Here is a 25,537-nt window from a genome sequence, read left to right as displayed (position 1 = left end):
CGTCAGCCTCCGCTGCCGGCGCGGTTGGCGCGGACCAGCAGCCGGAGCAGGAAACCGGCGCCGATGGCCCCGGTCACCACCCCGACCGGCAGGTCCAGGTCGGGCAGTAGGTGCCGGGCGAGCAGGTCGCTGCCGGACACCAGCAGCGCGCCGGTCAGCGCGGACAGCAGCACCGGCGGCGCGGACAGCCTGGCCAGGCGCTGCGCGATCTGCGGCGCGGCCAATGACACGAACAGCACCGGCCCGGCCGCGGCGGTGGCGAACGACACCAGCGCGACGCTGACCAGCAGCAGCAAGCCGCGGGCGAGCTGCACGGGGGTGCCGAGGCCGCGGGCGACGTCGTCGCCGAGCTGCAGGTTGCGGTTCCACCCGGCGAGCAGCAGCGCCGCGGGCAGCAGCACCGCCACGGCGACACCCAGCGGGCGTACGGCCTCCCAGCCGCGCCCGTTGAGGTTGCCGACCAGCCAGCCGACCGCCTCCTGCGCCTGGTGCATCTTGGCCCGGGTGAGCAGGTAGTCGGTGGCGCTGGTGCACATCCAGGACACGCCGATGCCGACCAGCACAATCCGGAATCCGGTGCTGCCCCGCCGCCAGGCGAGCAGGTACACGGCGAGCGCGCCGAGCAGGCCGCCGGCCAGGCCGAGGGTGGGCGTGCCGAGGGTGTCGCCGAAGCCGAGCACGATGCCCGCGACGACCGCGGTGGTGGCCCCGGCGTTGATGCCGACCATGTCGGGGCTGGCCAGCGGGTTGCGGGTGATCGCCTGCAGCACCGCCCCGGAGGCCGCGAACGCCGCGCCGACCAGCACGCCGGTGAGCGCGCGGGGCAGGCGCACCTCGTGGACGATGAAGACGGTGCCGCGCGCCCCGGAGCGCCACAGGGCCGGTACGACGTCGACCAGCGGCACGGGGTAGTCACCGAGGGCCAGCCCGAGGCAGAACGCCGCGAACGCCGCCACCGCGAGCACGGCGCACATGACGATCAGTCGCGGGCGCAGCGGCAGCCCGAGCAGGGAAGACCGCAGCGCGCGACCGGTGCGGGCCTGCTTGCCCTTGATGTCGGTTGTCAGGCCGGCGGCCGTGGCGATCGCCGTTTTGGCTGGTGGCGGGGCGGGGGTGGGCGGGGTGTCGGAGGTCGGTGGGTGCACGGCGTCACATCTCGGCCAGTCGGCGGCGGCGGGCCAGGGCGATGAAGAACGGCCCGCCGAGGAACGCCACGACGATGCCGGCCTGGATCTCCTCGGGGCGGGCGACGACGCGGCCGAGCACGTCGGCGGTGATGAGCAGGATCGGCGCGGCGAGCAGGGTCAGCGCGAGGATGCGCCGGTGGTCGGGGCCGGTGACCATCCGGGCCAGGTGCGGGGTGACCAGGCCGATGAAGACGATCGGGCCGGCCAGTGCGACGGCGGTTCCGGCCAGCACGGTGATGGCGAGGGTGGCCCGCAGCCGGATCAGGCCGACCCGGCGGCCGAGCGCGGCGGCGACGTCCTCGCCGAGGGCGAGGCTGTTCAGCGCGGGCGCGGTGGCCAGGGCGAGCACCGCCGCGGCGGCCAGCAGCGGGGCCACCTGCCACAGCGTGGCGGCGTCGGCGGCGGTGAGCGACCCGGCGGCCCAGAACCGGAACCGGTCCAGGGCGAGCGGGCTGCGCAGCACGAGGGCGCTGGTGAAGGAGCCGAGCAGGAACGTCACCGCGATGCCGGCCAGCGCCGTCTTGACCGGGGTCGCGCCGCCGCGGCCGAGGCCGCCGAGCAGGTGCACGGCGAGTGCGCCGGCGAGCGCGCCCGCGAAGGCGTACCAGATGAGGTTGGTCGGTGCGGTGCTCGCGCCGAACGCGGCGACCGCGACCACGATGGCGAACGAGGCCCCGGCGCTGACCCCGAGCAGGCCCGGGTCGGCGAGCGGGTTGCGGGTCAGGCCCTGCATGAGCGCCCCGGCCAGGCCGAGCGCCGCGCCGACGAGCAGGCCGGCGGCGGTACGCGGCAGGCGCACGTTCCACACGATCGCGGCGACCTGCGGGTCGACGGTGCCGCGGTCGAGCAGCGCGTCGGCGACCTGTCCGATGGGGACGGCGCGGCTGCCGAAGGCCAGCGACAGCAGGCACAGCACGGCCAGCAGCAGCGCGGCCGCGGGCAGGTACGCGGCGGCGCGGCGTAGCCGGGCGGGAGCCGGGGGAGCGGGGGTCACGTCCACCTCATGGCCGTATCTTAAGTGAGCCTTGCCTTACCGTACGACCGGGCATGAGCTGGGCAAAAGCGGTGAATCTTGAAATTAGGTTAGCCTTACTTTACCATCCCCTCAGTTGTCCGTCCCAGTTGAGGGGATAGTCATGTCCACCCTGCCGAAGCAAACCGGCGCACGTCGTGTGTGGCCGGTCGCCGGCCGGCTGACCGCGGCGCTCGCCGTGGCCGCGCTGGCCCTCACCGCGTGCGGCGGTGACCCGGCCGCGACCCCCGCGCCCGGCGGTTCCGCAGCTCAGGGCGCAGCGTTCCCCGTCACCGTGTCGCACAAGTTCGGCGACACCGTCATCGACAGGGCCCCGGCCCGCGTGGTCACCCTCGGGCTCAGCGACCAGGACCCGGTGCTCGCCCTCGGCGTCGTGCCGGTCGGCTCCATCGACTGGTTCGGCGAGCGCCCCTACGGCAAGTGGCCGTGGGCGCAGCCGCTGTGGGGCGGCAAGGCCCCCGAGGTCGTCGGCGAGCGCGACGACTACAACCTGGAGAAGATCGCGGCCCTGAACCCCGACCTGATCATCGGCATGTACTCGGGCATGAGCCAGGAGCAGTACACCAAGCTGACCCAGATCGCGCCGACCGTGGCGCAGGTCAAGGGCTACGACGGCTACAGCGCGCCGTGGCAGGAGATGACCATGCACGCGGGCCGCGCGCTGGGCCAGTCCGCCAAGGCCGCCCAGCTGATCGCCGACATCGACAAGCGGCTGGCCGACCTGAAGGCCAAGAACCCGCAGTTCGCGGGCAAGACCGTCGCGGTCGTCGAGCCGTACGAGCCGGGCAAGTACGCCGTGTTCGCGCCCAGCGACCCGAAGGTCGTGCTGATGACGCAGCTCGGTTTCACCGTGCCGGACGCCATCGTCAAGGCCGCGGGCAGCGAGTACGCCGCCGAGATCGGCTCCGAGCGGCTCGACCTGATCGACGTCGACAAGCTCGTGTTCCTCACCGCCGACAAGTCCACCGAGACGACCGTCAAAGCCGACAAGGTCTACACCACGCTCCAGGTCGCCAAGGAGAACCGGGCGGTGTTCCTGCCCTACGAGACGCCGCCGCTCGGCGCCGCGCTGTCCTTCGGCACCGTGCTGAGCATCCCGTACGCGCTGGACCAGCTGGTCCCGCTGCTCGGCTGAGCCCGCCCCACCACCACCGCGCCACCCGTACCGCCCCCGAAAGGTGTCTCCTCGTGACCGAGACCGTGTCCCAGCCCGTATCGGACTCCGAGCTGCACCGCATCCTCGTGGCGTGGAACGACACCACCTGCGGGCAACCGCCGACGACCTGGCCGGAGCTGTTCGCCGGCCAGGTCGCGGCGCGGCGCGACGCGATCGCGCTGGTGTACGAGCAGACGAGCCTCACCTACGGCCAGCTCGACGCGGCCGCGAACCGGCTCGCGCGCACCCTGATCGCTCGCGGCGCGGGTCCGGAGCGCGTCGTCGGACTGTGCCTGCCCCGCTCCGCGGAGATGATTGTCGCGCAGGTGGCCGTGCTCAAGGCCGGCGCGGCCTACCTGCCACTCGACCCCGACTACCCGGCCGAGCGGATCGCGTACATGGTGGCTGACGCGCACCCGGTGTGCCTGGTCACGACGACCGACCTCGCCGTCGTCCTGCCGGGACAGACCGACCCGGCGGCCGCGCTGCCGGACGGGACTGCCCCGGCGCAGGCGGCGGCCGCGGTGCCGGTGCTGGTGCTCGACGACGCCGCGACCCGGGCCGAACTGGCCACGGCCCCGGAGACCGCACCCTCCGATGAGGACCGGGGCGGGTCGCTGAGCCCGCTCGGCGCGGCATACGTGATCTACACCTCCGGCTCGACCGGGCGGCCCAAGGGGGTCGTCGTGTCCCACGCCGGAGTGGTGAAACTGCTCGCCACGGCGACCGAGCGGCTCGGCGTCGGGCCGGACAGCCGGGTGCTGCAGTTCGCGTCGCCGAGTTTCGACGTCGCGTTCTTCGACCTGTGCCTCGGCTTGCTCACCGGGGCGCGGCTGGTCGTGGTGCCCGCCGAGCGGCGTGTGCCGGGGCCGGAGCTGACCGAGTATGCCCGCGCCCACGGCATCACCTTCATGATCCTGCCCCCGGCGCTGCTCGCCGCCCTGCCCGAGGGCTGTGACCTGCCCGAGGGCGCGACGCTGCTGGCGGGTACCGAGCGCATCTCGACCGCGCTGGTGGCGCGTTTCGCCCGCGGTCGGCAGATGTTCAACGCGTACGGCCCCACCGAGGCGACCGTGAACTCGACGCTGGGCCTGTGCGAGCCCGACATGGACCCGCTGGCCAGCGTGCCGATCGGCGTGCCGGACCCGGGCACCCGCTGCTACGTGCTCGACGCGCGGCTGCGCCCGGTGCCCGTCGGCGAGCTGGGCGAGCTGTACCTCGGCGGCCCCGGCCTGGCCCGCGGCTACCTCAACCGGCCCGGCCTGACCGCGACCCGGTTCGTCGCCGACCCGTTCGGCGCGCCCGGCGAGCGCCTCTACCGCACCGGTGACCTGGTGCGCTGGCTGCCCGACGGGCGGCTGGACTTCACCGGCCGCACCGACGACCAGGTGAAGATCCGCGGGTACCGGGTCGAGCTGGGCGAGGTCGAGTCGGTGCTGCTGCAGCACGACGCCGTCGGGCAGGCCGTCGCGGTGGTCCGACAGGACCGGCCCGGCGACAGCAGGCTCGTCGCGTACGTGGTGGGCCGCGACGGGCAGGCCGTCACGCCGGCCGAGGTGCGCGCGTACACCCAGGGCTTCCTGCCCGAGCACATGGTGCCCGCGGCCGTGGTGATGTTGGACCGACTGCCCGTGACGACCAGCGGCAAGCTCGACCGGGCCGCGCTGCCCGCGCCCGACTTCACCGCGATGACCGGCGAGCAGGCCGCCCGCGACGACCGCGAGCGGCTGCTGTGCGACCTGTACGGCCAGGTGCTCGGCCTGACCGGCGTCGGCGTCGACGACGACTTCTTCGCCCTCGGCGGCGACAGCATCGTGTCCATCCAGCTCGTCATCGCGGCCCGCCGTGCCGGGCTGACCGTCACCCCGCGGCAGGTCTTCGAGCGGCGCACTGTCGCCCGGCTGGCGCTGGTCGCGGTCGCCGCCGATCCGGCCCGCGCCGACGACCCGCTCGCCGGGGTCGGCGAGCTGCCGCTGACGCCGATCATGTCGTGGCTGGACGGCTGCGGCGGCGAGATCGACGCGTTCAGCCAGTGGCTCGCCGTACGCGTGCCCGCCGGGGCCACGCGCGAGACGCTGGCCGCCGCGCTGCAGGCCGTCACCGACCGCCACGACGTGCTGCGTTCCCGCCTGCACCGGGCCGCCCCGGGCCGGGCCGGAGGGCTCGACGTCACCGCACCGGGAACCGTCGCCGCGGCCGACCGGCTCCACCGCGCCGACGGCGGCGCACCGGACCCCGAGGCGCTGCGCGAGCGGCTGAACACGGCCGCGCAGGAGGCCGGGCAGCGGCTCGACCCGACCGGCGGCGTGATGTTCCAGGCGGTATGGCTCGACGCCGGAGCCGACACCCCCGGCCACCTGCTGGTCATGCTGCACCACCTGATCGTCGACGGGGTGACCTGGCGCATCCTGCTGCCCGACCTCGCCGCCGCGTACGCCGATGCCGCCGCGGGCCGCCTGCCCCGGCTCGCCCCGATCGGGACCCCGCTGCGCGCCTGGGCGCAGCAGCTCACGGCCGCCGCCGAGCACCCCGACCGGCTCGCCGAACTCGACCTGTGGACCGGCCTGCTCGACGGCGACGACCCGGCCCTGTCGCACCGCGCCCTCGACCCGGTCGCCGACCTGGCCTCCGTCCGCCACCTCACCCTGCACCTGCCCGCCGCCGCGACCGCGCCGCTGCTGACCACGGTGCCCGCCGCCTGGCACGCGGGCGTCAACGACGTGCTGCTCACCGCGCTGGCCGCGGCCGTCCACCGGTGGCGGGCCGCCCGGGACATGCGGACCCCGCCCGTGCTGGTGGCCCTCGAAGGCCACGGGCGCGAGGAGGAGATCGTGCCCGGTGCCGACCTGTCCCGCACCCTCGGCTGGTTCACCAGCATCTTCCCGGTGCGGCTCGATCTCGGCCCGGACCCCGACGACCTGGGCGCAGCGCTGAAGCACGTCAAGGAGCGGCTGCGGGCCCTGCCCGACCACGGCGTCGGCTACGGGCTGCTGCGCCACGTGAACCCGCAGACCGCACCGCTGCTGGCGGCGCTCCCGCAGCCGCAGCTCAGCTTCAACTACCTGGGCCGCTTCGGTGTCGACGCCCACGGCGACTTCACCGCGCTGCCCGGCGTCGGCATGCTGGCCGGCGGCTACGACGCGGCGATGCCGGTCGCGCCGTACACACTGGAGGTCAACGCGTTCGCGCAGGAGGGACCGGACGGGCCCACGCTCGGGGTGACCTGGGCGTTTCCGGCGGACCTGCTGACCGAGGACGCGGTGCGCGAGCTGGCCGAGGGCTGGTTCGCCGCGCTCGGCGAGCTGGCCGAGGCCGCCGCGGTGCCGGGCGCGGGCGGGCACACCCCGTCGGACTTCCCGCTGGTCGAGCTGGTCCAGGCCGACGTGGACGCGCTCGCGGCGCTGGTGCCGGGGCTCGACGACGTGCTGCCGCTGTCGCCGCTGCAGGAAGGGCTGCTGTTCCACGCCTACACCGGGGACGGCAGCTACCAGGTGCAGCAGGTCGTCGAGCTGCACGGGCCCGTCGACGCCGACACGGTCCGCCGGGCCGTGGACACGATCGTGGCCCGGCACGCGCCGCTGCGCGCGTCGTTCCACGAGCTGGCCGACGGGCGGCTCGTGCAGGCGGTGTCCGCGACGGCGACCGCGCCGTGGCGGCAGGTCGACCTGTCGCGCATGGAGGCCGCGTCGTCGGCCGAGCTGTGCGCGCAGATCCTCGCCGACGAGAAGGCGGCCGTGTTCGACCCGGCCGTCGGGCCGCTGGTGCGCCATCTGCTCGTCGACCACGGCGGCGACCGGCACACGCTGGTGTTCACGCACCACCACATCGTCACCGACGGCTGGTCGGCCACGGTAGCGCTGCGCGAGCTGATGGCGCTGTACGCCACCGGCGACGTCCGGCTGCCCGCCGTGACGCCGTACCGCGAGCACCTGCGCCGCCTGGCGGCCCGCGACCACGCGGCAGCCGAGGGCGCGTGGCGTTCGGCGATGTCCGGGGTGGACGGCCCGACCCTGGTCGCCGGACCGGCGGCCGAGGACGCCTCCGGCGAGGTCCGGCTGGTGCCTGTGACCCTGCCCGACGGCACCGGCGCACGGCTGTCCGCCGCCGCCCGGGCGTACGGCGTGACCGCGAGCACCCTGCTCTACGGCGTGTGGGGCCTGCTGCTGGGCCGCCTCACCGGCCGCCGGGACGTGCTGTTCGGCAGCACCGTGTCCGGTCGCGACGGTGACACCCCCGGCGTCGAGTCGATGATCGGCCTGTTCATCAACACCGTCCCGGTCCGCGTGAGCTGGGCCCCGTACGAGCCGCTACGCGAGGTCCTGTCCCGGCTCGCGGCGGCGCAGACCGCGCTGCTGGACCACCAGCACCTGGGCCTGACCGCGATCACCCGCCTCGCGGGCGGCGGCGAGCTGTTCGACAGCCTCGTCACCGTGGAGAACCTGCCCGCCGACGGCGACCTGCGCGACGCCTCCGGCGCGGTCCGCGTCGCGGACGTGTCCTACCGCGAGGCCACCCACTACCCGGTCAGCCTGCTCGCCGTCCCCGGCGACGAGCTGTCGCTGGTCATCGAGCACGACCCGGCCCGCCTTCCCGCGGCGACCCTGACCCGGCTGCGCACCGGGCTGCCCGCGCTGCTCGACGCCGTGCTCACCGCACCGGACCTGCTCGCGGGCGCGATCGACCTCGGCGACGCCCCCGCGCCGCTGCGCGGTGAGTCCACCGCCGATCCGCTGCGTGAAGGGCAGCCGGTCCCCGGCGTACCCGGCACCGGCCTGGCCGGGCTCGTCGCCGCGCAAGCCGCCCGGACCCCGGATGCGGCCGCCGTCATCGCGGCCGACGAACAGCTCAGCTACGCCGTCCTGACCGCCCGCGCCGCCGCACTGGCCGCCCGGCTGACCGCCCGGGGCGTGGGGCCCGAGCAGGTCGTAGCGGTCGCGCTGCCGCGCTCGGCCCGGCAGGTCGCCGCCATGCTCGGCGTGCTGTACAGCGGGGCCGCATACCTGCCGGTCGACCCCGCGTCGCCGAACCTCGACGCGGTGCTCGCCGACGCCGGGGTCGCCACCGTGGTCACCACCCCGGACCTGCTGTCCCGGCTGCCCCGCCGGGCCGGGCTGTCCTACGTGCTCGCCGGGACCGACGAGGCCGCGGGCACGCCGGCACCCGTGGACCCCGAGCACCCCGCGTACGTCATCTACACCTCCGGCTCCACCGGGCGGCCCAAGGGCGTGCTGGTCACGCACCGGGCGATCGGCAACCAGCTGGCGTGGTCGCAGCGCACCTTCGGGCTGCACGAAGCCGATCGGATGCTGCAACTCGCCCCGGCGACGTTCGACACCTCTGTGTGGGAGCTGTTCTGGCCGCTCACCGCCGGCGCGGCAGTGGTGCTGCCCGAGCCCGGCGCGCAGCACGACCCGGCTGAGCTGGCCGCGCTCATGCGGGCGCATCGGGTCAGTGCCGCGACGTTCGTGCCGTCCATGGTGGAGGCGTTCCTGCTCGCCGACGACCTGCTCGCGGACCGCTCGTGGGCGCGCGACCTGCGCTGGGTCTCCTGCGGTGGCGAGGCGCTGACCGGTGACCTGGCTCGGCGCTGGGAGTCGGCGACCGGCACCCGCCTGGACAACTTCTACGGCCCGACCGAGACCGCCGTGCAGGTCACCTGGTGGCCCAACGACGGGGAGCACGGCCCGGCCGTGCCGATCGGCGGCCCCGTGGCGAACACCGGCCTGCACGTGCTCGACGACTGCCTGCGCCCCGTGCCCGTGGGCGTGCCCGGCGAGTTGTACGTCTCCGGCGCGCAGCTGGCCCGCGGCTACCTCGGCCGCGCCGCCCTGACCGCGTCCCGGTTCGTCGCCGACCCGGCCGGCGCACCCGGTGAGCGCATGTACCGCACCGGCGACATCGTCGTCCGCGCCGCCGACGGCACGCTCACCTACCTGGCCCGCACCGACCTCGAGATCAAGATCCGGGGGGTACGCATCGACCCGGCCGACGTCGAGTCGTGGCTGACCAGCCGCCCGGACGTGGCCCAGTCCGCCGTCATCGCCCGCACCGACGGACCCGGCGGCGTCCAGCTGGTCGCCTACGCGGTTCCGGCCTCCGGCCGCGTGCTGGACCCGGCCGCGCTCCGCGAGGCGGCCACGTCCGCGCTGCCCTCGGCCCTGGTCCCGGCCGCGTTCGTCGTCCTCGACGCCCTCCCGCGCACCTCCAGCGGCAAACTCGACCGCGCCGCCCTGCCCGCCCCCCGCCCGACCGCCCTCGGCCACCCGGCGCCGCTCGATCACCCGACTTGCCAGGCATGTGGGCGAAAGCACGGTCAAGATACGCACGAGTGCCAGGCAACTCGGACGATCACGGGCGAGGCCGCGACCGGACCGGTCGCGGTGCTGTGCGAGATCGTCGGGGCGGTCCTTGGGACCGCGCCGGTCGGGCCGGACGACGACTTCTTCGCCCTCGGCGGCGACAGCATCCTGTCCATCGGCGTGTCCAGCCGTGCCCGGCGCGCGGGGCTGCCGATCAGCCCGCGCGGCGTGCTCGCCGCCCGCACCCCGCGCCGCCTGGCAGACCTCGCCGCGGCGGCAGGTGCTCCGTCGTCGCACCACATCGAAAGTGATGTGGCCACATCAAAAACGATGTACTCACCCACCGGGATGTCCTCCGCTGCGTCGGAGATGGGTCCGGCCGGTGCCGGGTCGGCAGGCCCAGCGTCGGCCGCCGCCGTGGCCGGGGCAGCGGTGACCTCGGGCGACGGGGTAGGGGACGTGCCGCTGCTGCCGATCGTGCACTGGCTGCGCGACACCGGGGTGGCGATCGACCGGTTCACGATGCCGATGCTGCTCGTCACCCCTGCGGGAGCCGATGAGCGGTCCATCGCCGCGACGCTGCAGATCGTGCTCGACCACCACGACGGCCTGCGGCTGCGCCTGCAGCGCATCGCCTCGGTGCTGTGGACCCTGCGCACCGAGCCGACCGGCACGCTCGCCGCCGCCGACCTGCTGGCGCGTGTGGACGTGTCGGGCGTGGACGAGGGGGCGCTGCCGGAGCTGCTGGCCGAGCACGCCGCCACGGCCACCGCGCTGCTCGACCCCGACGCGGGCAGCGTGCTGCGCGCCGTCTGGTTCGACGCCGGCGACCGGCCGGGCCGCCTGCTGCTGGCAGCACACCACCTGGCCGTCGACGGCGTGTCCTGGCGCATCCTGTTCGAGGACCTCGCCGCCGCCTGGCACGCCGCCACCTCAGGCACCGCCCCCTGCCTGCCGCCCGTGGACACGTCACTGCGCAGGTTCGCCCACGCCGTCACCGCCCAGGCGCAGCAGCCGCAGCGCCTCGGCGAGTTGGAGCACTGGGCGAAGACGCTCGCTCCCGGCGCGGACCTGTTGCCCGGCGCGGTCCTGCCGGCTCAGCCGGGCGCTGCCGACACCACGGGCTCCGGCAACGCCGCCACCAGCCGGATCACCGCACTGCCCGCCGACGTGACCGCGTCACTGCTGTCGGCGGTGCCCGCGCTGGGTGGCGAGATCACCGATGGACTGCTGGCCGCGCTGGCCACGGCGGTACGGGGCTGGCAGGAACGGCACGGCCGGGCGGCCGGGGAACTGCTCGTGGACGTCGAGCGCCACGGCCGGGAACAGCTCGAACCCGACCTGGACCTGTCCCGTGCCGTCGGCTGGTTCACCAGCGTGCAGCCCGTGCGGCTGCCGGTCGCCGACGCCGACCCGGTCGCGCTGATGGCGGCCGTCGGCGAGCGCGTGCGGGCGGTGCCCGACGGCGGCATCGGCCACGGCATGCTGCGCCACCTCAACGCGCAGACCGCGCCGCTGCTGGCCCGCCTGGCGACGCCGCAGGTGCTGTTCAACTACTTCGGCCGCTTCCCGGCCGCGACCGGGGCCGCGTGGACGCCCGCCCCGGAGTCCGCCGCGATCACCCCGGTCAACGGCGGCCTGCCCGCCACACACCTGCTGCAACTCGACGTCGTGGCCACCGAGAGCCCACACGGCACCACCCTCACCACCACCTGGACCTGGCCGGCGGCTCTGCTCTCCACCGCCGACCTCGACGAGCTGTCCGACCTGTGGCACCAGGCGCTGACCGCCCTCGCGGCAGCGGCTCCCGCGCGGCGGGACACCCCGGCGGGACCGCTGCTGGAGCTGACCGGGGAGGAGGTGGAGCGGCTGGCCGCGGTCAGCCCGGGGCCGGTGTCGGACGTGTGGCCGCTGTCGCCGCTGCAGGAGGGCCTGTTCTTCCACGCCAGCTACGACACCGCGACGCTGGACGTCTACACCGGGCAGGACGCCTTCGACCTCGGCTACCGCGTCGACGTGGAGCGGCTGCGGCGGGCGGGGCGGGTGCTGCTGGCGCGTAACACGGCGATGCGGGCAGGGTTCACCAGTGAAGGGCTGTCCCGGCCGGCGCAGTTCGTCGCCGACGGGCTGGACCTGCCGGTGAGCGTGGCCGACCTGGCGGAGCTGAGCGACGAGCAGGCCGCTGCGCGTACCGCCGAACTGATGTCCGCCGACCGGGTGGCCCGGTTCGACCTGGCCCGGCCGCCGCTGTGCCGGATGCTGCTGATCCGGATGCCGAGCGGCCGCGACCGCCTGGTCATCACGCACCACCTCATCCTGTGGGACGGCTGGTCCGAGGAGCTGTTCGTCGAGCAGCTGTTCACCCTGTACGAGCGCGACGGCGACGCGACCGGGCTGCCCGTGCCGGGCTCCTACCGCGATCACCTGGCCTGGCTGGGCGCGCAGGACGAGCAGGAGGCCGCCGCCGCGTGGCGCGAGGCGCTGGCGGGACTGGCCGAGCCGACGCTGATCGGCCCGGCGGACCGGACCCCGGCCCCGGCCGTGCCGCGGCGCGTCGAGGCGCGGCTGCCCGAGCAGGTCAGCGACCGGGTCCGGCAGGTGGCGCGGGAGCAGGGGCTGACCCTGAACACGGTGCTGACCACCGCGTGGGGCCTGACCCTGGGCGCGCTGACCGGCCGCCCGGACGCCGTGTTCGGCATGACCGTCGCCGGACGGCACAGCGAGGTCGAGGGGGTCGAGGACGTCATCGGCCTGTTCCTGAACACGGTCGCGATGCGGATCGCACCGCGGGCGGGCGAGCGGGTCGGCGACCTGCTGCGCCGCGTGCAGGACCAGCGCCTGGCGCTGATGCCGTACGACCACGTCGGCCTGGGCCAGGTGCAGCGCGACAGCGGGCACGCGACCCTGTTCGACACGCTGTACGTGCTGCAGAACTTCGTGGACGAGGACGGCAGCGCCGACCTGCGCGCCCGGCACGGCATCGAGGCCGTCGACGGCGTCGACGCCACCCACTACCCGCTGACGCTGGTGGTGACCCCGCAGCGGGCGATCCGGTTGGCGCTGGACCACCGGCCCGACATCGTGGACGGCCCGGCCGCCCAGGCGGTCCTGGACCGGCTGCTGGTCGTGCTGGACCGGCTGGTGTCAGGCGTGGACGCGCCGGTGCGCGAGCTGGACCTGCTGCTGCCCGGCGAGCGCGACGCGCAGACCGCCGAGTGGGCGCGCACCGGGCACGACATCGGCGAGCTGACCGTCGCGGACCTGCTCGCCGAGCAGGCGGCCCGGACGCCGGACGTGACGGCGCTGGTCGACGGGGCGCTGACGCTGACGTACGCCGAGTTCGACGCGCGGATCAACCGGATGGCGCGGCTGCTGCTGTCGCGGGGCGCGGGCCCGGAGACCGTGGTCGGGCTGGCCCTGCCGCGGACCGTGGACATGGTGGTGGCGCTGTTCGCGGTGCTGCGCACCGGTGCGGCGTACCTGCCGCTGGAGCTGGACCTGCCCGCCGAGCGCCTCGGCTTCATGATCGAGGACACCGCGCCGATGTGCGTGCTCAGCACGTCGGCGGTCGCCGGCCGGCTGCCCGGCGGGCTGGCGAACCTGGTGCTGCTCGACGACGCGGACACCCGCGCCGAGCTGGCCGCGTACGGCGGCGGGGACCTGGCCGACGCGGAGCGGCCGCTGTTCGCGCCCGGGGTGGCGGGGCGGCTGGACCACCCCGCGTACCTGATCTTCACGTCGGGTTCGACGGGCCGCCCGAAGGGCGTCGTCACGGCGTACCGCGGGCTGACGAACATGCAGCTCAACCACCGGGAGGCGATCTTCAACCCGGTGATCGAGGCCGCCGGCGGGCACCGCCTGAAGGTCGCGCACACCGTGTCGTTCGCGTTCGACATGTCGTGGGAGGAGCTGCTCTGGCTGGTCGAGGGCCACGAGGTGCACGTCTGCGACGAGCAGCTGCGCCGCGACGCGCCCGCGCTGGTCGCGTACTGCGACCGGCACGGCGTCGACGTCGTCAACGTGACCCCGACCTACGCCCAGCACCTGATCGAGGAAGGGCTGCTCGAGGACGGGCCGGGCCGGCACCGGCCGCCGCTGGTGCTGCTCGGCGGCGAGGCCGTGTCCGACGCGGTCTGGGCTGCACTGCGCGACACCCCCGGCACGCTGGGCTACAACCTGTACGGGCCGACCGAGTACACCATCAACACGCTCGGCGGGGGCACGCTCGACAGCGACACCCCGACCGTCGGCGCGCCGATCTGGAACACCCGCGCGTACGTGCTCGACGCGATGCTGCGCGAGGTGCCGCCCGGTTCGCCCGGTGAGCTGTACATCGCGGGCATCGGCCTGGCCCGGGGCTACCACCTGCGCCCCGACCTGACCGCCGAGCGCTTCGTCGCCGATCCGTTCGGCGCGCCGGGCGATCGCATGTACCGCACCGGTGACCTGGTGCGCCGCCGTGCCGACGGGAACATCGACTTCCTCGGCCGCACCGACGACCAGGTGAAGATCCGCGGTTACCGGGTCGAGCTGGGCGAGATCGAGTCGGCGCTGGGCACACACCCGGCCGTCGCGCACGCGGCGGTGATCGTTGACAGCTCCGGCGACGGCGCGAAGCGGCTGGCCGGCTACGTCGTACGCGGCCCCGCTTGGGACGGCCCCGACGAGGCGGTGCTGCCCGCGCTGCGCGAGCACCTCAAGCGCACCCTGCCCGACTACATGGTGCCCGCGGCCCTGACGGCCGTGGACCGGCTGCCGCTGACCGTCAACGGCAAGCTCGACGTGCGCGCCCTGCCGAAGGCGACCGTGCTCACCGGCGCGGCCAGCCGCCCGGCGGCGACCCCGGCGGAGGAGGCACTGTGCGAGCTGTTCGCGCAGCTACTGGGCCTGCCCGCGGTCGGTGTGGACGACAGCTTCTTCGAACTGGGCGGCCACTCGCTGCTGGCGATCCGCCTGGTCAGCCGGGCCCGCACCGCGCTGGGCGCGACGCTGTCCATCCGGGACCTGTTCGAGGCCCCGACCGTGGCGCAGTTGGCCGCCCGGATCGACCCGGCCGCCTCGACGGCGCGGGCCGAGCTGGTGGCCCGTCCCCGGGCGGGCGAACTGCCGCTGTCGGCGGCCCAGCAGCGCCTGTGGCTGCTGGAACAGCTCGCGGGACCTTCCGCGGCGTACAACTTCCCGCTGGTCGTCCGCCTGCGCGGGCCGCTGGACCGGGCCGCGTTGCACGACGCCCTGCACGACGTGGTCGCCCGGCACGAGTCCCTGCGCACCGTGTTCACCGCGGTCGAGGGTGAGCCGTCGCAGCGCATCCTGCCCGCCGACCAGGCCCGCCCGGTGCTCGACCTCGTCCCGGCGTCGGACGTCGCCCGGCGCGGGCTGCCCGACGGTGACGCCCTGACGCAGCTGATCGACGAGGTGCTGGCGCGCCCGTTCGACCTGGCGAGTGAGCTGCCCGTGCGGGGCACGCTGATCGAGGCCGGGCCGGACGAGCACGTGCTCGCGCTGCTGCTGCACCACATCGCCACCGACGAGTGGTCCGACGGCCCGTTCCTGCGCGACCTGACCACGGCGTACGAAGCACGCCTGGCGGGGCATGCCCCGGACTGGACGCCGCTGCCGGTGCAGTACGCCGACTACACGCTCTGGCAGCGTGACCTGCTCGGCGACCCGTCCGACCCGGACAGCCTCGCCGCGCGGCAGCTCGCGTACTGGACGAATGCCCTGGCCGGAGCCCCGGAGGAGCTGGCCCTGCCGACCGACCGGGCCCGCCCGGCGACGCCGGACGCCCGTGGCGGCTCGGTCAGCCTGACCCTGCCCGCCGCGACCGGGGCCCGCCTGCGTGAGCTGGCGTCGTCGTCCGGGGCGAGCATGTTCATGGCCGCGCACGCGCTGGCCGCGACGCTGCTGCACCGCCTCGGCGCGGGCGACGACCTCCCGCTCGGCGCACCCATCGCCGGCCGTGGCGAGGAGGGGCTCGACGACATGGTCGGCTTCTTCGTCAACACGCTGGTGCTGCGTACCGACCTGTCCGGGTCACCGTCGTTCACCGAGCTGCTGGCCCGGGTACGCGAGACCGACCTGGCCGCGTTCGCCAACGCCGACGTGCCGTTCGACGCGGTCGTCGAGGCGGTCAACCCGGCCCGCTCGCCGGGCCGCAACCCGCTGTTCCAGGTCATGGTCGTGCACCGCAACCACGCCGCGGACTGGGCCGGGCTGTCCGGCCTGGACTGCTCGGACGAACCGTTGGCGACCACCACGGCCCGATTCGACCTGGTGGTCGAGGTGCTCGAAGGCGCGGGCGACGAGCTGGAGTGCCTGCTCACGTATCGCGGCGCGCTGTTCGACCGGGCCACGGTCGAGCTGCTCGGGCGTCGGCTGGCGCGACTGGCCGACGCGGTCTGCGCCGAGCCGGACCGGCCGCTGGCCGACCTGGACCTGCTCGTCGAGGGCGAGCTGGACCAGGTGCTGCGCGGGTTCAACCAGACCGCGCGGCCGGTGGCCGAGCTGACCCTGCCCGAGGCATTCGCGCTGCGGGTGGCCCGTGCCCCGGAGGCCGTCGCGGTCATCGACGGGGAGCGCGAGGTGTCCTACGTGGAGCTGGCCGCGCGCGCCGGGCGGCTCGCCCGGGTCCTGGCCCACCGGGGCGTACGCCCCGAGAGCGTGGTCGGTGTCGCCGTGCCCCGCTCGCTGGAGACCATCGTGACCGTGCTCGCCGTCAACCGGCTGGGCGCCGCTTTCCTGCCGCTGGACCTCAACCACCCGGCCGACCGCCTCGCGTACATGATCGAGGACTCGGGGGCGGCGCTGGTGGTGACCACGGGCAAGGCCAAGGGCCTGCTGCCCGAGTCGGACACCCCGGTCCTGGTGCTGGACGACGTCACCGACACGACCCCGGTCCGTCCGGTGCTGCCCGCGCCGACAGGCATGGACCACGCCGCGTACGTCATCTACACCTCCGGCTCCACCGGGCGCCCCAAGGGCGTGACGGTGTCGCACGAGGGCATCGGCAGCCTGGTCGAGACCGCGGTGGACCCGATGGGCGTCACCGCGGACAGCCGGGTGCTGCAGTTCGCCTCGATCGGCTTCGACGTGTTCGCGTTCGAGGTGTCGATGGCGCTGTGCACCGGGGCCGCGCTGGTCATCACCCCGGACGAGGCCCGCACGCCGGGCGCGGCGCTGTCGGAGCTGCTGTACGCGCACGGGGTCACCCACGCGATCCTGCCGCCGTCGCTGGTGTCCATCCTGCCGCCCGACGCCGACCTGCCCGAGGGCCTGTGCGTGCTGGTCGGCACGGAGACGGTGCCGGCCGGCCTGATCAACCGCTGGGCCGGCCACCTGAAACTGTTCGCCGCGTACGGCCTCACCGAGGCCACGGTCAACTCGACCCTGTGGCGGGCCGTGCCGGAGTGGGACGCGCCGGTGCCGATCGGCCGCCCCGACCCGAACACGGTGACGTACATCCTCGACGAGCGGCTGCGGCCGGTGCCGGTCGGTCTCGTCGGCGAGCTGTACGTCGGCGGCCGCGGCCTGGCCCGCGGTTACCTCGGCAAGCCGGGCCTGTCCGCGTTGCGCTTCGTCGCCGACCCGTTCGCCGGGCCGGGGGCGCGTATGTACCGCACCGGCGACCGGGCCCGCTGGAAGGCCGACGGCAACATCGACTTCCTGGGCCGGGCCGACAACCAGGTCAAGATCCGCGGCTTCCGGATCGAGCCGGGCGAGATCGAGGCGGTGCTCGCCGGGCACGACACGGTCCGCCAGGCCGCCGTGGTCGCCGACCGCACCGGCGACACCACCAGGCTCGTCGCGTACGTCTCCCCGGACGGTGCGGCGGACCCGGCGGTGCTGCGGGCGCACGTCGGCGCGGTGCTGCCCGAGTACATGGTGCCGTCGTTGGTCGTGGTGCTCGACGGCCCGCTGCCGGTCAACCCGAACGGCAAGGTGGACCGCAAGGCGCTGCCCGCGCCGGACTGGGGTTCGCTGGCCGGCGACGCCAAGCCGGCCACGGCCCGGCAGCACCAGCTGGCGGAACTGTTCGCGGAGGTCCTCGGCCTGCCCGAGGTCGGCGTCCACGACAACTTCTTCCACCTGGGCGGCCACTCCATGGCCTTGATGCGCCTGATCGGCCGCGTGCGCACCGCCCTGGGCTCGGACCTCGCGATCCGCGACGTCTTCGACGCCCCGACCGTCGCCGAGCTGGCTGAACGTCTCGACCGCGCGGTCGCGGGCGACCGCCCGCAGCTCGTCCACACCAGCCCCCACGACCGGGCGGCCTGCGGCGCGGCAGCGGAGTCCGACGGCGACGTGGCCGACCGGCTCGCGCCGGTACAGCTGCACCCGTGGCGGCTGCACCGGGCCGTGGACCGGCCCGGCTGGGACATCGCGTTCGCGGTGCCCGCGTCCGACCTGGACGTCGTTGCCCTGGACGCGGCCCTGCGCGACGTGATCACCCGGCACCAGCCGCTGCACACGGTGGCGGGCGGCGCGCAGCGTCGCGTGCTGGGGGAGCGGATGCTCGAACCGGTCGCCGACGACGGCACGCCGCTGGCGTTGCGCCTGGACGTGCTGGCCCGGGAGACCATCGACCTGGGCGAGCAGCCGCCGCTGCGGGCCCGCCTGGTCATCGGCTCCGACGAGCACGGCGCGCAGCGGCGCACACTGCTGCTCACCACGCACCACCTGGGCGTGGACGAGTGGTCCGTGGTCCCGCTGCTGCGCGACCTGGCCACCGCCTACGCGGCTCGGAGTACAGGGCTCGCCCCGGCGTGGGAGCCGCTGCCGGTCGGCTACGCCGACTACACGCGCTGGGCGTACACCCTGCTCGGTGACCCGAAGGACCCGGCGAGCCGGCACGCGCGGCAGCTGGCGTACTGGACGCAGACCCTGGCGGGCATGCCCGACCTGGACCTGCCCGCCGACCGGGCCCGCGACGGCGTCGTGTCGCGGCGCGGCGAGACGGTCGAGTTCCTGCTCGACACCTGCCTGCACCGCGGCGTCGACGAGCTGGCCAGGCGCACCGGCACCAGCATGTTCATGGTGGTGCAGGCCGCGTTCGCGACCCTGCTCACCGGGTACGGCTGCGGCACGGACCTGCCGATCGGCAGCCTCGTCGCGGGCCGCACCGAGGAGGCGCTGACCGACCTGGCCGGCTGCTTCTACAACACCGTCGTGCTGCGCACCGACACCTCCGGCGACCCGGCGTTCAGCACGCTGCTCGACCGGGTCCGGGCCGCCGACCTGGCCGCGCTCGACCACCAGGAGGTGCCGTTCGCGGCGGTGCTCGACGCTGCCGCGCCGGGCCTGGACGGGCCGCGGGTGATGGTGGTGCACCACGAGGAGGCCCGCCTCGGCGACGGCGTGCTGCGCTTCGACCAGATCCCGACCGGCACGGTACGGGCCGAGCTGACCGTCAGCTTCTACGAGCCCGCCGGGGACACCCCGGTGCACGTGGAGCTGGAGTACGCCACGGCCCGCTTCGACCGGGCCACCGCCGACCGGATCGCCGCCGACCTGGTGAGCGTGCTCACCGCCGCGGTGGCGCGACCGGAATCGACCCTGTCCGGGCTCGTCCCGGCGACCGCAAACCCGCCGGCCCCGGCCGGCGCCGATGTTCAGGAGAAGTCATGACCAACCCGTTCGAAGACGCCGACGGCCGCTACCTCGTGCTCGTCAACGACGAGGACCAGCACTCGCTGTGGCCCGCCTTCGCGGCCGTCCCGGCGGGCTGGCACACCGTGTTCGGCGAGGACACCCGCGAGGCCTGCCTCGCCTACGTCGAGACCAACTGGACCGACCTGCGCCCCCGCACCCTGCGCGAGCGCATGGCGGCCGCCACGGCCTGACCGCACCACCACAAGATCATCCGACTTGCCGGGCACCTGTGCGTATCTTGCACGTGGATTCGCACAGGTGCCCGGCAAGTTCAGCGATCACCGCGTGGTGGCCGGGCCCGGTCAGCGGGCGTCGACGGCCCTTAGTAGCGCGTCCAGCAGGTCCCGGGTGTGCGGTTCGTCGAGGACTTCGCTGATCCAGGCCGCGGAGTCGGACCGCCGACGGGAACGGGCTTCCGGCCGGAGCCAGTCGGTCGCGGCGATCTCGGTGATGTGCCCGAGCTGCGCGATCAGCATCGAGAAGTCGCCGCGCCGGGCCACCGTCCCGGGGCCGCCCGCCTGGCGGTAGGCGGCCGTCAGCGCGCGGGCCCGGCCCGGGTCGGTGCGCGCGAACTCGAACAGCGCGCACCCGAGTTCCTGGCTCGGATCGGCGGGGCCGCTGTTCTCCCAGTCGATGACGCACACGCCACCGGCGGCGGTGGGCAGGACGTTGTCGGCCCACAGGTCACGGTGGCAGGTCCGCACCGCCGCGGGCGGTTCGAGCCATGCCTCCAGTGCCACCAGCTCGTCGCGCACCTCGGCCAGCCGGCCCGCGAAGGGGGCCCCGGCGGTGGTCAGCTCCCGGACCAGCTCGTCCCAGCGGTCGGGGCCGACCGGTTCGCGGTACCACGGGTCGACCGGCCCATCCGCGTCGCCAGGCACCCGGTGTACGGCGGCGAGGACCGTGCCGACCAGCTCGGGATCGAGGCCGGGATCGGACTCTTCCAGGTCCACCCACTCGTACACCCTGACCTGGCGGTTCCCGACGCGGGCGAACACCGCTCCGGTGGTGGTGCGCCGGACCTGCGGTGTCGGCACTCCGGCCGCGTACGCCGCCTCGTGGAACAGCGTCGCCGCCTGAACCGAGTTCTCGTCGGCCGGGTGGAAGAGGGTCTTCACCGCCCAACGGCCGTCGGCGGTCTCCAGCCGCCGGACCGCGCCCTGGCGGCCCTCGGCGACCGGACCTTCCGTCAGCTTCGCGCCCGCGCCGAGGTCGAACTGCGCCGCGATGTCCATGGCGTCCACCGGTCCACTCCAGCACATCCAGGCACCACCGCGCCCAGCGGGCCGTGCGGATCCGGATCGTCGGCCCCGCCGCTGGGGTGGCGGTGACGCTGGTCGCAGGACCGTTGGCCGAGGGCGTGCCCGCTGGCAAGATGATCGACATGACGGGACGCGCAGTGCTGGTGACGGGGGCCTCGCGGGGCATCGGAAAGGCCGTGGCGGAGGCGTTCGCGGCCGGCGGCGACCGGGTGGCGATCCACTGCAGAGCGTCGGTGCGCTCCGCGGAGCAGCTGCGCGACGCGCTGCCCGGCGACGGTCACGTCGTCGTCCAGGCCGACCTGGCCGACCCGGAGGCGGTACGCGCCATGGTCGACGGCGCGGCCGCGTCGCTGGGCGGGCTCGACGTGCTGGTCAACAACGCCGGAGTGTTCACCCCGCACCCGATCTTCGACACCTCCTACGAGGACTGGCAGCAGCAGTGGCGGGCCACCCTCGACACGAACCTGGTCGGCGCGGCCAACGCGATCTGGTGCGCGGCACGGCACATGCGCGAGCGCGGTGGCCGCATCGTCAACGTGTCCTCGCGCGGCGCGTTCCGCGGCGAACCCGGCCAGGTCGCGTACGGCGCGAGCAAGGCCGGGCTGAACTCGCTGACGCAGTCGCTGGCGGTCGCGCTCGCCCCGCACGGCATCGCCGTGGCCGCGGTCGCGCCGGGTTTCGTCGAGACGGACATGGTCAGCGAGCACCTCAAGTCCGACCGGGCCGACGAGATCCGGGCGCAGAGCCCGTTCGGCCGGGTCGCGCAGCCGGAGGAGGTCGCCGCCGCCGTGCACTGGCTGGCATCGCCGCAGGCGGAATGGGCGTCGGGCACGATCATCGACCTCAACGGCGCGTCGTACCTGCGTACGTGATCCACCGAATTGCCTGGCGTTTGTGCGTATCTTGAGTGTGTATTCGCCCAGGTGCCGGGCAGGTCGAGCGGTCTTGGTCAGCCGACGGCCCGGGCGAGGACGTCGGCCACGGCGACGCGGGCCGGATCGGGGTCGGCCCAGCTCCAGTTCGGGTGGGCCCGGTTGGTGAGCAGGGCCAGCACGAGCCGGCGATCGGGGTCTACCAGCAGCGACGGCCCGGCGAAGCCGGTGTGGCCGAACGTGCGGGCGCTGCTGAGCCGGCCCATGAACCAGCGCTGGTTCAGCACGACGCCGAGGCCGTGCGCGGACGTGCGGGTGGGGCGTTCCGGGTCGACGGCGGGTTTGCCGGTGTTGGCGTCGGTCAGCATCCTGCGCACGGTGGCCTCGGCCAGGATGCGCCTGCCCTGGTACACGCCGCCGTCGAGGAGGAGCTGCCCGATCGCGGCGACGTCGGCGGCGCTGGCGAAGACGCCCGCGTGCCCGGCGACCCCGCCCAGGTGGTTGGCGACGTCGTCGTGCACGGTGCCGCGCAGCAGGCCGCGCGACGAGCGGGCGTCGGTCGCGACCAGCCGGGTGCTCCGCGCCCCGCTCGACAGCCAGGTCTTCGGCAGGAAACCCGTGTCGCGCAGCCCCAGCGGCCCGGTGAGGCCGGTCTTGAGCGCCAGGTCGAGGCGCTGCCCGGTGACCCTCTCGACGATCTTCCCGGCGACCATCAGGCCGACGCTGGAGTACCGGAACGTCCGGCCGGGCACCGCGCCCGACACCAGGGGGCTCGCCAGCACGGCCTTCCACCGTGCCGCGTCGTCGGGCAGGCCGGTGACCTTCGCGCCGACGGGTAGGCCGCTGGTGTGCGTGAGCAGCATCGCGACGGTCACCGCGTCCTTACCGGCGCCGGTGAATCCGGGCAGGTAGTCGGCGACCGGCGCGGCCAGCTCCACCCGACCCTTGTCGACCTGCTGCAGCAGCAGGATCGTGGTGTAGACCTTGGTTACCGAGGCCAGGTCGAAGACCGAGTCGGGGCGCATCGGCACCCGCCGCCCGGCGGGCAGCAGCTTCGGCCCGGCGTCGTAGCGCAGCGCCTCGCCGACCGCGGTGTGCACCGTGGCGTGGCCGTCGACCAGCACGAGTGCGACCGCGCCCGGGAAGCCGTCATGCCGCAGCGTCTGCGCGCCTTCGGGCAGGTAGCGGCGCAGGGTTTTGGTGACGTCGGCGGCGTACGCGGCCTGTCCCGGTGGGCTCGGCGACGCGGACGGGGAGGGCGTGGTCGTCGGGTTCGGTGTCGCCGGTGCGGTGCCGGCGGGCGTGCCGTCGGGCGGCACCCAGGTGGCGGTGTGGTCGCGTGGTGGCTCGCCGCATCCGGTGACGGCCGCGCCCACCGCGGCCAGACCAGCCCCCAGCAGCGTACGGCGAGCGACGACCATCAAGCGATGATGGCACCGCGGCCTGGAACCCGCCATTCGCTCGATCGAGCGAAGCTACGGCGCTGCCGCGGTCACCGCGGCAGCGGTATGTAGAGGCACGCCCCGGTGGGGGCCTGCCGTCCCCCGGACAACGGCCGCGAGATCCTGATCTTCACGGTGTCCACCGCGTCGTTGTCGAGCGGCAGCGTGAGCACCCGGCGGTGCCTGCCCTTCGGCACCGTGAACGTGGTGGCCCCAGGCGGGTTGAGCGGAGCCAGCAGCGAGGTCAGCCCGCGCAGGTATGGCGCCGAACCCGCCGCCGCGGTCGGCGGCCCCACTGACGGCAGGACCACGCCGCGGCAGTGCAGGATCCGGTCGTCGTGCACGGTCAGGTCCAGTGCCAGCTCGACGATGGGTGTCGCGCTCGCGGAGAGGCCGACCCGGCGCTGCTCCACTCGCAGACTCAGGCCGAACCCGCGGACCGGGGCGTCGCCGGCCAGCGTCGTCACGGCCTTCGCGTCGAGACCGCCTTGCACGGTCTGGCCCGCGGGCTGCGTCCACAGCACCGGGTGGGCCCCGTCCGTGCCGGCCAGGAGCGCGGTCTGCACCTCGCTGTACAGGGCTGTCAGCTCCTGCAGCTCACGCTGCAGGGTGTCGGCTGCCTTGCCCGCCGCGTCGAGGTCGCGCTGACTGATCAGGTTGCGGTCGGCGGCGCGGGTCAGCCAGTTGGTCACCGAGCCGTCCTGGCTGAACTTGGCCTCGTGCAGCATTCGCCAGCGGTATGCGGCCCCGGAGGTGTCGATGGCTTCGATGGCCCCTTCCAGTGCCGCCGTCGCGCGGTCGAGCGCCATCGCGGCGTCCGCGGGCGCGGCGAGCAGCGCGTCGCACTTGGCGACGGCGTACTCCGCGTTGGCCACCAGCATCGGCACCTCCATCGCCTCCGCCGCCGAGGCCGCGGCGACGAGCTGCGCGCGGGCCAGGTGGAGCCGGTCGGTGCGCAGGGTGGGGCCCAGGTGCGCCTCGGCGAGATAGCGGTGTCCGGCGGCCATGGCCTGCTTGTAGTCCCTGACGTCGAGCTTCTCGGCCAGGTCCAGCACTTTGAGCAGCACCGGATCGGTGGGCGACGCGGTGCGCAGCAGCCCGCCCAGCACGGTGGAGATGACGTCGGCGCCGAGCTTGCGGTCCAGATCCTCGCCCGCGAAAGCAGCTTTGAACAGCACCAGCACGGTACTCAGCACGGTAAGTTCCACCACTCGGTCATCATCGGTCCGGCCTGCTCGGCGCACCACCGCCCGGGAGGCTGAAACTTCCCGCTGGGCGGGGCGGCGGCCGCGGTCCATCATGGACGGTGACTGAGGAGGATGCCCATGCAGGCACACCCGGACGGCCTACGCGACCCGGCGGCACGGACGACGATCGAACTCGACCACCACGGCGCGGACTACCGCGACCGCTGGCAGGAGATCTCCGACGGCAACGTCGCGTCCTGCCCGGTCGCGCACACCGCCGCCCACGGCGGGACCTGGGTCGTGTCCGGGTACGAGCACGTGGTGGAGGCCCTGCGCGATCACGCCGTGTACTCCTCGTACCAGGACCACACCGACCCGGCCGGGCCGATGCGGGGCACCAGCAACCCGCCGATCCCGGCCCTGAACGTGCCGCAGGAACTGGACCCGCCGCTGCACACCGTCTACCGCAGGCTGCTCAACGGCCCGCTGTCGCCGGAGCAGTCCCGCCGCCGCGAGCCGTTCATCCGCCAGGTCACCGCCGCCTGCCTGGACCGGTTCTCCGAGAAGGGCCAGGCCGACCTGGTCGCCGAGCTGACCAACCCGGTACCGGCGATCGTCACTCTCGGCATTCTCGGTGTGCCGCTGGCGGATTGGGAGCGTTATGCCGGGCCGATCCACCTCCTGACCTATTCGCCGCCCGGCAGCGAGACCTGGACGGAGGCGATGACCGCGGTCGGCGAGATGATGGCGGTGCTGGGCGCGCTGGTCGTGGCCCGCCGGGCCGAGCCCACCGACGACCTGATCAGCGTGCTGGCCACCGCGACCGGCGACGACGGCGAACTGCTCCCGCTGGACCACGTCATCGCGACCGCGGGGCTCGTCGTCGCCGGCGGAGTGGACACCACCACGGCCCTGGTCTCGCACGCCCTGCACTGGCTGCACCGCAACCCCGCCGAACGCGACCGGCTGATCGCCGACCCGGGGCTGCTGCCCACGGCCGTGGACGAGTTCCTGCGGGTGCTGGCCCCGGTGCAGTTCATGTCGCGTACGGCGACCCGGGACACGGTGCTCGGCGGTCAGCGCATCGCGGCCGGCGAGCGGGTGATGCTGGCGTTCGCCGCCGCCAACCGCGATCCGGCGGCCTTCGACTGCCCGGCCGAGATGCGGTTGGACCGTGCGCCGAACCGGCACGTCGCGTTCGGTTCGGGGGTGCACCGCTGCGTCGGCGCGCACCTGGCGAAGGTGGAGGCGGTGGTGATGCTGGACGAGATCCTGCGCCGCATCCCCGACTACGTCGTCGACGAGCGGGCCGCACAGCGTTATCCGTCGATCGGCGCGATCAACGGCTACATCGGCATGCCGGCGACGTTCACGCCGACCCCCGCGATCGGCGCGGCGTTCCCGGAGTCCGAGGCCGGCTAAGCTGAGAGCCGGGCCGCTCACCCGCTGGG

The 25,537-nt window shown here is 74.4% G+C and carries 10 protein-coding genes; 5 read left to right on the top strand and 5 right to left on the bottom strand.

Annotation, left to right across the window (positions count from 1 at the left end):
* Positions 1–2: 2 nt before the first annotated feature.
* Both AB0B66_RS09520 and AB0B66_RS09515 read right to left on the bottom strand, forming a co-directional pair.
* A complete protein-coding gene (locus AB0B66_RS09520) occupies positions 3–1,145 on the bottom strand; it encodes an iron chelate uptake ABC transporter family permease subunit (RefSeq protein WP_360525565.1) in 1,143 nt (380 codons plus the stop codon).
* 4 nt (positions 1,146–1,149) lie between these two features.
* Entirely contained in the window at positions 1,150–2,181 is a 1,032-nt protein-coding gene (locus AB0B66_RS09515; RefSeq protein WP_360525562.1) for an iron chelate uptake ABC transporter family permease subunit, read from the bottom strand.
* A 142-nt stretch (positions 2,182–2,323) separates the two neighbouring features.
* On the opposite strand from AB0B66_RS09515, the gene AB0B66_RS09510 reads away from it, so the two are divergent.
* Genes AB0B66_RS09510 through AB0B66_RS09500 form a run of 3 tightly spaced genes read left to right on the top strand, consistent with a single transcriptional unit; the run spans position 2,324 to position 19,514 of the window.
* Entirely contained in the window at positions 2,324–3,355 is a 1,032-nt protein-coding gene (locus tag AB0B66_RS09510) for an iron-siderophore ABC transporter substrate-binding protein (protein ID WP_360525559.1), read from the top strand.
* Between the two features lie 53 nt (positions 3,356–3,408).
* Positions 3,409–19,299 carry an amino acid adenylation domain-containing protein gene (locus AB0B66_RS09505; RefSeq protein ID WP_360525556.1) on the top strand — a complete coding sequence of 5,297 codons (15,891 nt, stop codon included), beginning with the start codon at positions 3,409–3,411 and terminating at the stop codon, positions 19,297–19,299.
* On the top strand, positions 19,296–19,514 hold the full coding sequence (locus tag AB0B66_RS09500; protein WP_360525553.1) for an MbtH family protein: 219 nt from the start codon (positions 19,296–19,298) through the stop codon (positions 19,512–19,514). Before AB0B66_RS09505 ends, AB0B66_RS09500 begins: the two co-directional genes overlap by 4 nt.
* Before the next feature lie 111 nt (positions 19,515–19,625).
* On the opposite strand, the gene AB0B66_RS09495 is transcribed toward AB0B66_RS09500, so the two are convergent.
* Positions 19,626–20,558, bottom strand: a complete 933-nt coding sequence (locus AB0B66_RS09495; RefSeq protein WP_360526302.1) for a phosphotransferase — start codon at positions 20,556–20,558, stop codon at positions 19,626–19,628.
* A 149-nt stretch (positions 20,559–20,707) separates the two neighbouring features.
* Between AB0B66_RS09495 and AB0B66_RS09490 the strand changes: the two genes are divergently transcribed.
* Positions 20,708–21,457 carry an SDR family oxidoreductase gene (locus AB0B66_RS09490; protein WP_360525550.1) on the top strand — a complete coding sequence of 250 codons (750 nt, stop codon included), beginning with the start codon at positions 20,708–20,710 and terminating at the stop codon, positions 21,455–21,457.
* A gap of 77 nt (positions 21,458–21,534) precedes the next feature.
* On the opposite strand, the gene AB0B66_RS09485 is transcribed toward AB0B66_RS09490, so the two are convergent.
* Positions 21,535–22,878: a serine hydrolase domain-containing protein gene (locus tag AB0B66_RS09485; RefSeq protein WP_360525547.1), complete on the bottom strand. Its 1,344-nt coding sequence runs from the start codon at positions 22,876–22,878 to the stop codon at positions 21,535–21,537.
* Between the two features lie 71 nt (positions 22,879–22,949).
* Complete coding sequence (locus AB0B66_RS09480; protein ID WP_360525544.1) at positions 22,950–24,095, bottom strand: hypothetical protein; 1,146 nt, start codon at positions 24,093–24,095, stop codon at positions 22,950–22,952.
* Between the two features lie 129 nt (positions 24,096–24,224).
* Here AB0B66_RS09480 and AB0B66_RS09475 point away from each other — a divergent pair, with 129 nt between their 5' ends.
* Positions 24,225–25,508: a cytochrome P450 gene (locus AB0B66_RS09475; RefSeq protein WP_360525541.1), complete on the top strand. Its 1,284-nt coding sequence runs from the start codon at positions 24,225–24,227 to the stop codon at positions 25,506–25,508.
* Positions 25,509–25,537 lie beyond the last annotated feature (29 nt).

The organism is Catellatospora sp. NPDC049111, assembly GCF_040648615.1.
Classification (GTDB): Bacteria; Actinomycetota; Actinomycetes; order Mycobacteriales; family Micromonosporaceae; genus Catellatospora; species Catellatospora aurea.
This window is presented reverse-complemented; position numbering and strand designations above follow the sequence as displayed.

What these genes read in the sequence shown, in the direction of transcription:
- AB0B66_RS09510 (WP_360525559.1), top strand. Translation starts at nt 2,324, where the DNA reads ATGTCCACCCTGCCGAAGCAAACCGGCGCACGTCGTGTGTGGCCGGTC.
- AB0B66_RS09485 (WP_360525547.1), bottom strand. Translation starts at nt 22,878, where the DNA reads ATGGTCGTCGCTCGCCGTACGCTGCTGGGGGCTGGTCTGGCCGCGGTG.
- AB0B66_RS09490 (WP_360525550.1), top strand. Translation starts at nt 20,708, where the DNA reads ATGACGGGACGCGCAGTGCTGGTGACGGGGGCCTCGCGGGGCATCGGA.
- AB0B66_RS09495 (WP_360526302.1), bottom strand. Translation starts at nt 20,558, where the DNA reads ATGGACATCGCGGCGCAGTTCGACCTCGGCGCGGGCGCGAAGCTGACG.
- AB0B66_RS09475 (WP_360525541.1), top strand. Translation starts at nt 24,225, where the DNA reads ATGCAGGCACACCCGGACGGCCTACGCGACCCGGCGGCACGGACGACG.
- AB0B66_RS09500 (WP_360525553.1), top strand. Translation starts at nt 19,296, where the DNA reads ATGACCAACCCGTTCGAAGACGCCGACGGCCGCTACCTCGTGCTCGTC.